Consider the following 13,270-nt stretch of genomic DNA (forward strand, 5'->3'; position numbering starts at 1 on the left):
TTCATCACGCGACCCGTTTTTCCTGGGTGATCGCCATTGCCATCATGTTGATGGGAATTTTGTCGATCACGACATTGCCGGTATCCCAGTACCCTGCCATTGCGCCGCCCTCCATTTCCATCAGTGCGACGTATTCCGGAGCCTCGGCCAAAACAGTGGAAGACTCGGTGACGCAAATCATCGAACAGAATATGACCAGCCTCGATGGTCTGATGTATTTTTCGTCGACCAGCGATTCGAACGGCGATGCCAGCCTCACCCTGACATTTGAGAACGGTACGGATATCGATACGGCGCAGGTTCAGGTACAGAACAAGCTGTCTCTGGCCACGGCCCAATTGCCCACTGAAGTAACCAAAGTGGGGATCACGGTCAGCAAGGCCAGCAGCAGTTTTCTGATGGTGCTCGGATTTGTCTCTGATAACGACAGCATGGATCAGTACGATATTGCAGATTACGTTGTTTCCGATCTGTACGATACGCTTTCACGGCTTAAAGGCGTCGGTAGTGTTCAAGTGTTCGGGGCACAGTATGCGTTGCGTATCTGGCTTGACCCCGGCAAACTTGAAACCTACCGACTGACCGTTTCAGATGTCATCAGCGCCATACAGGCACAAAACGCCCAGGTTGCCGTGGGTGAGCTGGGGGCACCCGCCTGCAGCCGGGCAACAACTGAATGCCACGATCAATGCACAGGGCCGGATGCAGACTGCCGACCAGTTCAGGCAGATCGTAATCCGTTCCACCACAGAAGGCTCTGCCCTGAGACTGGCCGACATTGCACGCGTGGAACTGGGCTCACAGAGTTACAGCACACTCAGCAGGTACAACGGCAAACCCGCCACCGGGGTTGCCATTTCCTGGCAACCGGTGCGAACGCACTGGAAACGGCCGAACGAATCAAACAAACCATCCTCGAACTCGAGAAAAACTTCCCTCAAGGCTTGAGAGCGGTCGTGCCTTACGATACGACACCTTTTGTCGAAGTCTCGATCAAAGGTGTCGTGCAAACACTGTTTGAGGCCATAGTGCTCGTGTTTCTGGTGATGTACCTGTTCTTGCAAAACCTGCGGGCCACACTCATTCCCACCCTGGCCGTGCCTGTGGTGCTGCTGGGAACATTCGGTGTGTTGGCCGCGCTGGGGTACTCGATCAATATGCTGACCATGTTTGCCATGGTGCTGGCGATCGGCCTGTTGGTGGATGATGCGATTGTCGTCGTCGAAAACGTCGAACGATTGATGAGCGAGGAAAAGCTGTCGCCGCTAGAAGCCACACAAAAATCCATGGGGCAAATCACCGGGGCACTGATCGGTATTGGCCTGGTGTTGTCTTCAGTCTTCGTACCCATGGCCTTCATGGCAGGCTCCACTGGTATCATTTACAGGCAGTTTTCCATCACGATTGTGGCGGCCATGGCCCTGTCTGTGATTGTGGCCCTAGTCTTCACACCCGCATTGTGTGTCACCCTGCTGAAACAGCATACCCCGCAACACGATACACGCCCCGCCGGCAGGGCAAGCCGTTTTTTGCGCTATTCAACACGTACTTTGACGCAAGCACCACACGCTATCAGGCCAGCGTCCGGAAAATTCTTGGGCGATCAGGACGTTTCATGCTGATTTACCTGGCGCTCACAGGGTATATGGTATTTGCCTTTTTAAGGCTGCCGGGGGCTTTCCTGCCGGAAGAGGATCAGGGCTTGTTGATGGCCATGTTGCAGACACCCGTCGGTGCCACCCAGGAACGAACATTAAAAAGCGTAGCCCAGATGGAGCAATATCTGTTGAACGAAGAAACCGCCTCGGTTGATTCGGTACTGAGCGTTCAGGGCTTCAGCTTTGCCGGCTCCGGTCAGAACACGGGCGTCGCTTTCGTCAAGCTTAAAGACTGGGATCTCAGGCGAGACGCGGAGACATCGGCTTCAGCTGTCGGGCAGCGCACATCAGCAGCCCTCATGGCACTCGATGATGCTGCAGGCTACGCGTTCTCACCTCCTGCCATTCCGGAACTGGGTACTGCCAGTGGCTTTGTGTTTTACCTGCAGGATACCGGCAGCATTGGCCATAATGCCCTGTCGAATGCACGAGACCAATTCCTTACTGCAGCCTCAAAAGCACCCTGTTGCGCAATGTCCGGGCCAATGGCCTGTCGGACAGACCGCAATTACGTCTTGATATTGATGTCGCCAAGGCCGCTGCACTGGGTGTATCTCACAGCACCATCACTGACACGTTATCGACAGCCTGGGCCGGAAACTACATCGATGATTTTATTGATCGCGGGCGAGTCAAACGGGTTTATGTGCAGGCGGATGCGACCTTCCGGATGGTCCCCGAGGACTTTTTGCACTGGAGCGTACGCAATGCGCAGGGAGAGATGGTGCCCTTGTCGACATTTACACGGGTGCAATGGGAGTACGGTTCGCCCCAGCTGGAACGTTACAACGGAGTACCCGCCATGGAAATCAATGGCGAGCCCGCCCAGGGGTCAGTTCCGGCGATGCCATGCTCGAAGTCGAGCGTCTGGTCACGCAATTACCTGACGGTGTGGGCATGAGCTGGACAGGGATGTCCTACCAGGAACGCCAGGCCGGCTCACAGACACCAAAACTGTATGCGCTTTCGCTACTGTTCGTATTCCTGTGCCTGGCGGCCATGTACGAAAGCTGGATCATTCCAACGGCCGTACTGATGGTTGCTCCCCTGGGCATCCTGGGTACGGTAGTGGCCGCACTGTGGCTGGGCCTAGAGCGCGACGTCTACTTTCAGGTTGCCATGCTCACAACCGTTGGACTCACCAGCAAAAATGCCATTCTGATCGTTGAGTTTGCAAAACTTAACCTTGAACAGGGCATGGCGTTGATCGAGGGAACACTGCAAGCGATACGCGACCGTTTACGTCCCATTCTGATGACCTCCATGGCGTTTGGTTTGGGTGTTTTGCCTCTGGCTCTGGCCAGCGGGGCCGGTTCCGGCGCACAGCGCGCGATTGGAACGGGTGTGCTGGGAGGCATGTTGGTCGGAACGCTGTTAGGGATTTTTTCATTCCACTGTTTTTTGTAGTGGTGCAACGCGTCTTTGGGAAGCGTCAGAAACAACAGAGTCATGGCGACCCGCATGTAACAGCACAGGAAAGCGGAGACGCCAGTCATGTCTGAATACCGGAAACGTATCTTCCGATTGGGTCCTGCTCGCTTGAGTCTGTGTTTTTTGCTGTGCGGTTGTGTGAATCTTCAACCGGAGGTGCCAATTGCCGACCCTCAGATTCCAGCCACCTGGCCTGTCGCTGTCTCGTCAGAAACACCGTCCGCCACCGCTGAACGCTCCCCTTCATCGCGCAGTACGCCATCTGAACCCGTCCAGCCGGCCGTACGGGCAGGTTGGCGCGATTTTTTCCTTGATCCACGCCTGTTAACCGTGATGACCCAGGCATTAACCAGTAATCGCGATGCCCGTGTCGCACTTCTGAACGTTGAACGCGCACGAGCCCTTTACAGTGCTGCACGTGCAGACACCTGGCCTGCACCTACCCTGAACGCGGCCCTCACACGAAGCGAACCTGCATCTTCAACGGGCGTCTATACAGCCAGTGCAGGGCTGACTGCGTTCGAGCTGGATCTGTTTGGCCGTCTTCACTCGCTGAGCCAGTCTGCCCTGCACAGCTATCTGGCACAAGAGGCCGCACAGCGCAGCACTGAACTGTCCTTGATTGCAGAAGTGGCGACGGCCTGGTTGACCCTGGCTCTTGATCAGGAATTACAGCATATTTCCCGCAACACACTGGAAAATCGGCAAAAAGCATTAACCCTGAATGAACATCGCTATCGACTGGGGGCCGTTTCCGAGCTGGATCTCGCGGAAGCACGCACAGCGATCGAAACAGCGCGCAGTGACCTGGCCCGTTATACCGGTCAGGTTATGGAAGACCTGAATGCACTGACCCTGCTCGTAGGCTCACCAATTGATACGTCTCTTTTGCCCCATCGATTCGATGCTCCTGATCCGATTTTTCAGGCCTTATCTGCAGGGCTGCCCTCCGAGGTTCTGTTACATCGCCCTGATGTCCTGCAGGCCGAACAAAAAATGCGTGCTGCCAACGCGGAAATCGGTGCTGCCAGGGCTGCCTTTTTCCATCCATCAGTCTGACAACCAGCATCGGATACGCCAGCGCTGCGCTTTCAGCGCTTTTCTCGGGGGCAGTCGGGCGTGGACCTTCATTCCCCAGATCTCATTACCTGTTTTTCAGCGTGAAAAACTATGGGCCAATCTGGCTGTCAGCCAGGCTGACCGGGACATTGCCTTGGCCGAATACGAGAAAACGATTCAAACCGGTTTCAAAGAGGTCGCTAACGCGCTGGCCTGGAAGGCTTCACTGGACCAGCAGCGTACGGCCCAGGAAGCCCTTGTAACTGCTGCCACGCAAGCTGAGCGTTTATCCCGCCTGCGTTATGAGCAGGGGCGTGACAACTACATTGTGCTGCTTGATGCCGAGCGTACTTTGTATTCTGCACAGCAATCATTGGCACAGACCCGATGGTCACAGTACACCAACCAGATCACGCTCTATAAGGTCCTGGGAGGTAACTGGCCAGCACCACCGAGGCCTGACCCTGACGAAATACGACAAGGCCGTTTTTAATTTTTAATCAATTCAGTTGCTTCATCGGAACGGTCTGTTTCCGAGCAACCCACCCCTTGACGGAGGCTACCTGTGACGTTTAGCCGAAGAGCTTTCCATACCGCTGTGGCTGGTCTTTTACTCATGTTGTTATGTGCACTGATTCAGTCGATGGCCTGGGGGACAGGGGCTGCAAACCACGTACAGATTGAACCCCCGTTGGTTGTTCTGGATCAAGGTAAGGTACGGGGCACGCTACGTCACGGTGTGCTGGAGTTTCGCGGCATTCCTTATGGTGATGATGTGTCAGGCGATCGGCGCTGGACGCGCGCGCAACCGGCACCGGGCTGGACAGGCATTCTTGACGCGAGCACTTTTCAACCCGCCTGCGCCCAGGCCGCACGCTACGGCATCACGGAATCCAGCGCGAATGAAAACTGCCTTCACCTGAACATTTCTCGCCCCTGGATCCCGGAAGAAACCCCGACGAAGGCAGTGAAACGGCCGGTCCTGGTCTGGATTCATGGTGGCTCGTTTGTTGGCGGGTCGGCTGCGCTATACCGTCTGGATCGTCTTGCGCGTGAAATGGATGCCGTTGTCGTGTCCATCAATTACAGACTTGGAGTTCTGGGTTTCATGCCGCATCCCGGGTTTGACGTGCAATACAACGGAGGGTATGCACTTGAAGACCAGCGCCTGGCCATGCACTGGGTCAAAAAATATTGCCGCGTTTGGCGGTGATCCTGACAACATTACATTAGCGGGAGAATCTGCGGGTGCTGCGTCAGTATGCATGCACTTGCTGGTGCCCGAACAAACGCAAGACCTGTTCCATAAAGCCATCGTCCAAAGCGCGGCTTGTTCCTTTGCACTACGTTCGGCCAATGAACGGAATGCATTTGGGCGCACTGTGGGCGAAACCGTCGGGTGCACAGATCCGGATCATGCCGTTGCCTGTATGCGCCAGATTCCTGCAGAACAACTGATCCAGGCGGGTGATAAGGTGGCAGGCTCCGACTTGATGGCCTTTGCGCCAGTGTTCGGTACAACAACGTTGCCTCGCCAAGGGTTGGACAGTTTGCAGAATGGTCAGTTTGTGCGCGTCCCCGTTTTATATGGTGGGACACGCGATGAGATGCGCCTGTGGGTTGGGTATGCGGTGCAAGCCGGCCAGACCGTAACAGCAGAAAATTACACGGAGTCCTTACAGGCCGCGTATGGCAATAACACCGCCCTTATCCAGCGACAGTATCCGGCTCATATGCAGGGCTCACCTGCTGCCACACTGGGTTCCGTAATGTCCGACTTCCGGCCGGATAATGGTATCAACCACTGCCAGTTTGTTGATACGGCTTACCTGCTTTCGCGCCATGTACCTGTGTATTTCATGGATTTTGCGGATCGAAATGCACCCGTGCTGGGTGTTTCCATGCCAGCATCGCCAGACCCCGGTTTCGAGCTGGGCGCAGTCCACTCATCCGAACTCAATTACTTCTTTCCCCACTTTTCAAATAATTCACGGCTTGATGCTCCGGACCTTCAACCCTCGTCTCAGGCAATGTCAGAGCAGATGATTGCGGCCTGGGCTCAATTCATGCGCACCGGAACTCCCCAGACAAATGCATTACCCGAATGGGAATTGTTTTCAGTACAGGGAAAGGCCATGCGGTTTATACCTGACCTGCCTGGCCTGTTTTCTCCGGCCAAAGAGTATCAGTGTGATTTTTGGAAAAGGCTATATCCGGCTGCATTTTCCAATATGCAAGAGACGCAACCGTGAGTATCAAAAAGGCTCGATTCAACCTTCAGGCACCCAAGTCCAAAAGCGTGGTTATTTCTGCGCTAACTGCATAATCCTCGCTGAAAACGCATAGGCAGTTATCTGTCTCCCTTTCAAACTAAGTCTTGAATCACGACAACGACTTAGTTTGAACACACCACACAGGAGACAATAAAAATGCGCAAAATCACGATCATCGGTGCGGGGCATGCAGGGCTGCAACTGGGCATCGGCCTTCTGGGGCAAGGTCATGAAGTGACCATTGTTTCGAACCGCAGCAAAGAAGACATCGCACAAGGCAAGATTTTGTCCAGCCAGTCCATGTACAACATGGCGGTTGCCCTGGAGCGCGAGCAGGGCCTGCTGTTCTGGGACGAGGCCTGCCCGCCCATTGAAGGGATGCATGTCCGTGCCGGCAACGCCGAAGCCGGCGTTATGGTGGACTTTCGTACCCGCATGCCGGCGGGCCAGTCGGTGGATCAACGGCTTAAAATTCCCCGCTGGATGGATGAATTCGAGCGCAAGGGCGGTACGATCCGGATCAGCGACGTAGGTATTGCCGAAGCCGAAGCTCTGGCTGCGCAATGCGACCTGTTACTGGTGGCCACCGGCAAGGGCGAATTAGGAAAATTCTTTGAGCGTGATGACGAGCGCTGCCAGTATTCGTCGCCCCAGCGCCTTACCGCACTAACCTACGTCCACGGCATGAAACCCCGGGAAGATTTCGGTGCGTTCAACATCAACGTCAACCCAGGTATTGGTGAGTTCGTGCATTTTCCAGGCCTGACGCTCAGCGGCCCCTGCGACATCATCAATCTTGAGTGCATCCTGGGTGGCCCGATGGATCGTTGGACCGACGTTAAAACGCCCGAGCAACATCTGGCACTGACGCTGGAGCTGATACACGAGTTCTTCCCCTGGGAAGCCCACCGTTTCACCAACGTCAAGCTGACCGACAACAACGGCATCTTGGTCGGTGCGGTGACGCCTACCGTACGCAAGCCTGTCGGCACACTGCCATCCGGCCGGTCGGTGCTGGGTATCGGCGACATTCATATTCTGAACGACCCAATGACAGGCCAGGGGTCCAACAATGCCAGCAAAGGTGCAACCCGGTTAATGAAAGCCATTACAGCGCATGGCAACCGGCCATTTGATCGCGACTGGATGCAGGAAATCGCTCAAGACAACTGGAATAATGCGCAATGGTCGGCACGCTTGACCAACACGATGCTGAACCCGCCCGCGTACGTGCTCAACATTTTAGGGGCCTGCCAAGGCAGCCCCAAACTGGCCCAGGCGCTGGCCGCAGGTTTCAACGACCCGCGCACCATGGCTGACTGGTATTTTGACGAACAAGGTGCTGAACACATGATCGCGTCATGCGCAGAGGCACCGGCAGCAGCCTGACACAAACCCTTGTTACGTCAGGGAATGTACCGAATGTTTTTTTGCCCACATTAAGGCAACATCAAAGGTACATTCCCTTGCTGGCCCAGACACACTGTTCAGTCGGCAAAAACCATCCATTGCAACCGCGCTGACAGCGTATCGCACAGAAGGGAAAACATCCGGAGTTTTCGTTTTGCGCGTCCCCCACTCAAGCCACTTCAAACTGCTCCAGTCGCACGACCTAGACGAAACACGAGCCTTGGTCGCCGGTGTATTCAACGACCATAAACTCGGTTACTCAACCGTGGGCAAAACACTGGATTACTGCCATCAGTACACCTCGGCAGGTGCGCTGGAGCGCTACGCGATGCACTTGGCCGGCCGGGACAAAACCTCGCCGGTTCACTTCGAAAACGCGATAGACACATCCATGGGCGGCGGGCTGGCGCTCAAACTGGCTGCGGGGCAAATTTTCAGGAACGTGTGCAAACAACCCGATCTTTTCACACTGCCCATGATCTGGAGCCAGTTTGAACAGATGGTGTTCATGAATCTGCTGACACTGCAGCCTCATGCCTTTGGTCTGGCCAACCACCCTGCCCACAAGGCGGTTCTGCCTAAAACCGTAAAGCAGGCACAAGATTACATGCGAGCCAATCTGGCCGACCCCATCACACTGGAAACACTGGCGCAAATCACGGGCACCAGTGTCCGATCATTGCATGAAGGGTTTCGCAAACACCACGGCGAAAGCCCCATGCGTTACCTCAGAAACCTGCGCATGGATCAGGTGCGTACCGATTTGCTTGATCCGGACAACCCCAGAAGCATTACGGAAATCGCACACCACTGGGGTTTTCTGGAACTGGGACGCTTTGCCCACCATTACCGTGAACGGTATGGTGAACTGCCCAGCGAAACACGCAAGCGTGTGGGTTAGAACACACCGCAGATCGAGAAACCCTTGACGCCAGCCAGGCATAACCCCGGCCACGCTCTCTCACACACTTACACTTGGCGCATCAAACGGCAACAGTCTTGACGTTGGCAAACACGAACCACAGCATCGCGCTGCCAACCTTCTCGATGATGACCGAGCCACTGCCCAGCACCACAACATACGCAGCGTAGCTTGCCCCCGCGTTTCAACTGCGCCTCGACCAGGCCATCATCAACTGATCCAGCGCATTGCCAAACGCGCGTCGATCCGACTGGCTGAGCGTTGACGGCCCGCCCGTATCGACGCCAACACTACGCAACTCGTCCATCATGTCACGCAGGGCAAGTCGCTCACCAATCGTGTCAATGGTGTAGCGTTCACCTCGCGGGTTCAACACCAGGGTTCCTTTAGCCAGAACAAGGCTGGCCAAAGGAATGTCTCCGGTGATCACAAGATCACCGGAGACTGCATGTTGAACAATGTAATCGTCTGCCACGTCGAAACCACGCGGCACCTGAACAGCACGAATCAAAGGCGACGGCGGGGTACGCAACATCTGGTTGGCCACCAGGGTCAATGGCCGCTGCCAACGCTGTGCCGCACGGTACAAGATTTCCTTGATGACCACCGGACAGGCGTCAGCGTCAACCCATATTTGCATCGGTTAGCCTTTCAGCGCATTGGCCAACAAGGTGTTGATCAGCTCGTTGACCGGCACACCGTCAGCTTCTGCCTTTTCACGCAACGCCGTGATGATGGACTGCTGCAACTTGACGGGAAACGACACCAGGCCGGCAGCCTGATCGAGACGCCGTTGTTCGCGCCGGTCAGGACCGGCAGCCGCACCGGCAAAACGCCCAGGAGGCAGGCTGGCATTAAGCTTGCCCATGATTTTCAGGGCTTTGTTTTTTTCGAGATCAGTTTTTTCATGAAGAGTCCGTGTGGTGCGGCGTATCAACGACAAGCCAGCAGCAGGCATTCTAGTTGAAACCAGGGGACTACCCATCACCGGCACGCAATCGCCCCCGCAGTTGCTTCACCTGCCCGCGAACGGATTTTCCTTCCAGCCGGCGACGTTTCGAACCCAACGTGGGTTGAGTGGCCTTGCGTACCTTGAGCGGTGTCGATACGCTGTCGACCAGGGCCTGCAAGCGCGCAATCGCGTCCAACTTGTTTTGCTCCTGGCTACGACTGCCTTGCGCCTTGATCACCACTACCCCGTCCCCGGTGATGCGCTGATCCCGCAGGGCAAGCAGGCGCTGTTTGATGTCATCGGGCAAGGATGAGCCTGGAATCGAAAACCGCAGGTGGATAACACTTGAAACCTTATTGACATTCTGACCACCCGCACCCTGCGCGCGGACAGCGCTGAAAATCATTTCGTCTTTTAAAACAGCACATCGGGAAAGCATCAGGGGCACCGGAAGAATTTGAACTTGTCTGGATTAAACCGCTGCACCGCAGAAGGATAATATCCGCTGTACAACAAGGCTAATCATTAACATTATGGTAAATATCCTGGAATTCGAAGGCATGCGCGTCATGCATTTCGGCACAACCGCCGTGCAAGGCGTGATGCGCATCGAGCAGCCCAATATGATCGAGCTGGAATACGTTCAGCAAATGATGATGTGGCTGTTGTTTCGCGACAAAGCCGAGCACATTGTTCAGCTTGGCCTGGGCGCAGCGGCACTGACAAAATTTTGCTACCACTACCTTGCACCTGCAAGAGTTACTGCGGTCGAGCTTGACCCAAACGTTATTGATGCCTGCCGAAACCACTTCGCGTTGCCCGGCGACGACGAACGGCTGCAGGTTCTGAACATGGATGCGGCAGATTACATCACAGACTTTTCCCGACGCCGTTCAATCGATATTTTGCAGGTTGATTTATACGATGCAAAAGCGCACGGCCCGGCACTCAGCTCTGACGCCTTCTATGCCGCCTGCGCAAACAGCCTGTCACGCAGCGGCATCATGACAATAAACCTGTATTGCGACTGGCCGGAACATCTTTCGCACATCCAGATGATCGAAAAAGCCTTCCCTGCCGTCGCCTGGCTACCCGAAGTCCACGATGGCAATATCGTGGCCATTGCCTTTAAAGAACCCCCGTCAATCGATTTCGACGATCTTTACGAACGCGCAGGGCATATATCAACCACATCAGGCCTTCCCGCCGAAAGCTGGGTGACGGGGCTATACAGCTGGATGAGCGGGGACAACGAGAAGCCATAACGAGCATCCGGGATGCTTGAGCGCCGAGCCCTGAGCCCTGAGCCCTCGATATGGTCTAACATCTGTAAAGCGATGCGCTTGGGTCAAGCGGGAACTGCTTCTGTTTTTACATTCGCGCATACCCGCCCCCAACGCATACTCAAGCCTTCCACATGTTTACGTCAGTGAAATTCCAATGCAACACACCATAACGCCACCCCGCCTTGCCATCGCCCTCGAATGGTACCTCAACCCCGACCATTTGCCCCTGATTCACGCGCAGGAACAAGCTCGTGCCGACGGAGCACTTACCATTGAACTGATCGCCCCCGATGACCACTATGACGGTTTTGAAGCGTTGGCCAAAGGTGAGGTACACGCCGTGGTAAATGAACCCCTGCACTTGCTGGAGAAGCACGGCGAGTCCATTGCCCTGCAATCTCTGGGGACCTTCTTCCACACTGATGGCGGTGTACTGATCACGCACGACGCCCAAGCCCGACTCAAATCAGGCGGGTCTATCCGCGTGGCTTCACCCGTATCAAACCCAGTGACCGACAACCTGTGCCGCAACATTTTGACCGGCTGGATGCACAAACAAAATGTCGACATCAGGCCCGAACAAATCACCGTTTACGAAGCCGGATTTGATCACGTTGAAAACCTGCGTAACGGTGCCGATGCGGCATGGCTGGCTTTTGCAAACATCGAAGGGGTACACGCCCATCATTTGGGGCTACCCGTTGACATGTGCCGCACCTCGGATGGCGATGTGCCCGGTTTTTCAGCACTGGAACTGATCGCCAATCGGGAGGCCGACACCGCAGTCAGACAAGCTCTGAAAACACTGGTAGCGTATCTGAATGCTGCGGTACCAGCGCTTCAGGCCGACCCCAAGCCGCACTGAAGCTGTGGTGCCGCGCCGGCAACGCCGAGCCCACGCCCTTGACGGTAGCCATGGTCAACGACACCTTGACACGTTTTGTGTCACCGGTACGCCCGGATGCGGAACGCTGGCGTCCGGTTTGGACCTACATGCGCGCACAAGGCTCTGATGTCGTGGATGCTGCGATATTCGAACGCATTTTTGAAGTGGCCCACGGGTAACGCATGAATCGCCCACGTTTACCAGTAACGACCCGGTAAACGTGGCCTGAAACCGCTACGACACAAGGACCTGTGCAGCGGCAGAAAAGACGTCAAACGTCAGTCAAGCAAATCAGCGGGTACATTACCGCCATTGGCAGCCACACGTGCCAAGACCGCTTTATGCAGCCACATATTCATTTGGGCCGAGTCAGCCATCAGGTTTGCAGGACAGCCTAATTCGGTAGCCAGTTCCTTGCGGGCAGCCAGACTGCTGTCGATGTCCAGCAACTTAAGCAAGTCGACGATTGACGTCTTCCAATTCAGCTTCTGGGGATTGGCTGCGGCGCGCTGTTCAAGCTGGGCAACCACGTCAACAACAGTAACCGGCTGAGCCGCTGGTGCTGCTGCGCTTTCTGCCGGCGCTGTTGCGGTATCTGCAGCGGTTGCCGCCTGAGCCTCTTTACCAAAACCCAGTTTTTCAAGAATTGTGCTGAAAAAACCCATGATACTCTCCGTATTTAAAACGCTAGATTGATAACACCTTGATTGGGATACCCGTGTCATTTTGGCGACTTTACCAAACGATGATCCGACAGGCCCGACTATACCTCTTTAGAGCAGACGCCAGCTTCAAATATGATCATGCCGGGAAAATGCCTGACTTGGCTGCGAAACAGAACGCCCCCATCCTTCCATCGACGCACGACCCGCTGGAAAATCAGTGCATTGGGAATCTGCAACAAGGCCCCGTGATTCTCGGGGGTGGCATCGCGCAAGGTGACATACAACAAGCCGATATCAACCACCTCGCCTTTGGCACCGGGCTTTTCGGCCGTGTCCAGAATTTCGACATGATCACCCACCCGGAACGGGCGGGCCGTGAAAATAAGGATGGCGCAAAAAATATTCGACAGGACGCTCCAGGCGGCAAAAATGCCACGGCGGCAACCGCTGCGAAACCGGTAAATGCGGTCCACAGTACCGTGGCCGATACCCCGAGACGGCCCAGTACCAGCAATGCCGCCGTAATGATGATCACCCAACGGGCAATGGCCACGGTGGGCAACACCAGATGCCGAGGCAGATCGTACATGGCACTGACACGGTACAAAATTCGTTTCAGGCCACGCTGCAACACCCAGGCAACCACCACTATTGTCAGTACCTGTGCCGCCAGAAAGGCTGAATCAAGCCATTCGTGGGTCCACGCAGGAAAATAAGCCATCAGGGAA

At 55.4% G+C, this 13,270-nt stretch carries 12 protein-coding genes and 3 pseudogenes; 10 read left to right on the forward strand and 5 right to left on the reverse strand.

The window, feature by feature from the left end:
• Positions 1 to 50 precede the first annotated feature (50 nt).
• The 7 genes and pseudogenes from N7E01_RS19255 to N7E01_RS04220 all read left to right on the forward strand — a co-directional run bounded on the left by N7E01_RS19255 (position 51) and on the right by N7E01_RS04220 (position 8,732).
• A complete protein-coding gene (locus tag N7E01_RS19255; RefSeq protein WP_434089576.1) occupies positions 51 to 1,622 on the forward strand; it encodes an efflux RND transporter permease subunit in 1,572 nt (523 codons plus the stop codon).
• Positions 1,571 to 3,065, forward strand: a pseudogene (locus N7E01_RS19260) (efflux RND transporter permease subunit); the annotation flags it as partial. The gene N7E01_RS19255 and the pseudogene N7E01_RS19260, both read left to right, overlap by 52 nt.
• 162 nt (positions 3,066 to 3,227) lie before the next feature.
• The gene (locus N7E01_RS04195) at positions 3,228 to 4,148 is read left to right on the forward strand and encodes a TolC family protein (RefSeq protein WP_289174721.1); all 921 of its coding nucleotides are present in this window, start codon (positions 3,228 to 3,230) and stop codon (positions 4,146 to 4,148) included.
• Entirely contained in the window at positions 4,111 to 4,641 is a 531-nt protein-coding gene (locus N7E01_RS04200) for a TolC family protein (protein ID WP_289174722.1), read from the forward strand. The genes N7E01_RS04195 and N7E01_RS04200 overlap by 38 nt, the downstream gene beginning before the upstream one ends.
• A gap of 150 nt (positions 4,642 to 4,791) precedes the next feature.
• A pseudogene (locus tag N7E01_RS04210) lies at positions 4,792 to 6,400 on the forward strand (carboxylesterase/lipase family protein).
• A gap of 177 nt (positions 6,401 to 6,577) precedes the next feature.
• Entirely contained in the window at positions 6,578 to 7,810 is a 1,233-nt protein-coding gene (locus N7E01_RS04215; RefSeq protein ID WP_289174725.1) for a styrene monooxygenase/indole monooxygenase family protein, read from the forward strand.
• A gap of 175 nt (positions 7,811 to 7,985) precedes the next feature.
• Positions 7,986 to 8,732 carry a helix-turn-helix transcriptional regulator gene (locus N7E01_RS04220; RefSeq protein WP_289174726.1) on the forward strand — a complete coding sequence of 249 codons (747 nt, stop codon included), beginning with the start codon at positions 7,986 to 7,988 and terminating at the stop codon, positions 8,730 to 8,732.
• Positions 8,733 to 8,937: 205 nt separating this feature from the next.
• Here the strand turns inward: N7E01_RS04220 and N7E01_RS04225 are convergent, their stop codons facing one another.
• The 3 genes from N7E01_RS04225 to arfB form a co-directional block, all read right to left on the reverse strand.
• Positions 8,938 to 9,393, reverse strand: coding sequence for a YaiI/YqxD family protein (locus N7E01_RS04225; RefSeq protein WP_289174727.1), 456 nt, complete (start codon positions 9,391 to 9,393; stop codon positions 8,938 to 8,940).
• A 3-nt stretch (positions 9,394 to 9,396) separates the two neighbouring features.
• On the reverse strand, positions 9,397 to 9,621 hold the full coding sequence (locus N7E01_RS04230) for a hypothetical protein (protein ID WP_350494933.1): 225 nt from the start codon (positions 9,619 to 9,621) through the stop codon (positions 9,397 to 9,399).
• Between the two features lie 109 nt (positions 9,622 to 9,730).
• Positions 9,731 to 10,144 (reverse strand): alternative ribosome rescue aminoacyl-tRNA hydrolase ArfB, encoded by a 414-nt coding sequence (arfB, locus tag N7E01_RS04235; protein ID WP_289174729.1) that lies wholly within the window; start codon positions 10,142 to 10,144, stop codon positions 9,731 to 9,733.
• A 94-nt stretch (positions 10,145 to 10,238) separates the two neighbouring features.
• On the opposite strand from arfB, the gene N7E01_RS04240 reads away from it, so the two are divergent.
• The 3 genes from N7E01_RS04240 (at position 10,239) to N7E01_RS04250 (ending at position 12,056) form a co-directional block, all read left to right on the forward strand.
• Complete coding sequence (locus N7E01_RS04240; RefSeq protein WP_289174730.1) at positions 10,239 to 10,970, forward strand: spermine/spermidine synthase domain-containing protein; 732 nt, start codon at positions 10,239 to 10,241, stop codon at positions 10,968 to 10,970.
• Positions 10,971 to 11,145: 175 nt separating this feature from the next.
• Positions 11,146 to 11,856, forward strand: a complete 711-nt coding sequence (locus tag N7E01_RS04245) for an ABC transporter substrate-binding protein (protein ID WP_289174731.1) — start codon at positions 11,146 to 11,148, stop codon at positions 11,854 to 11,856.
• A 38-nt stretch (positions 11,857 to 11,894) separates the two neighbouring features.
• On the forward strand, positions 11,895 to 12,056 hold the full coding sequence (locus N7E01_RS04250; RefSeq protein ID WP_289174732.1) for a hypothetical protein: 162 nt from the start codon (positions 11,895 to 11,897) through the stop codon (positions 12,054 to 12,056).
• Positions 12,057 to 12,155: 99 nt separating this feature from the next.
• Here the strand turns inward: N7E01_RS04250 and N7E01_RS04255 are convergent, their stop codons facing one another.
• Both N7E01_RS04255 and N7E01_RS04260 read right to left on the reverse strand, forming a co-directional pair.
• Entirely contained in the window at positions 12,156 to 12,542 is a 387-nt protein-coding gene (locus N7E01_RS04255; protein WP_289174733.1) for a DUF3597 domain-containing protein, read from the reverse strand.
• Positions 12,543 to 12,640: 98 nt separating this feature from the next.
• Positions 12,641 to 13,263, reverse strand: a pseudogene (locus N7E01_RS04260) (mechanosensitive ion channel family protein).
• Between the last annotated feature and the right edge of the window lie 7 nt (positions 13,264 to 13,270).

Source organism: Neopusillimonas aromaticivorans (genome assembly GCF_030344915.1).
GTDB classification, from domain to species: Bacteria; Pseudomonadota; Gammaproteobacteria; order Burkholderiales; family Burkholderiaceae_B; genus Neopusillimonas; species Neopusillimonas aromaticivorans.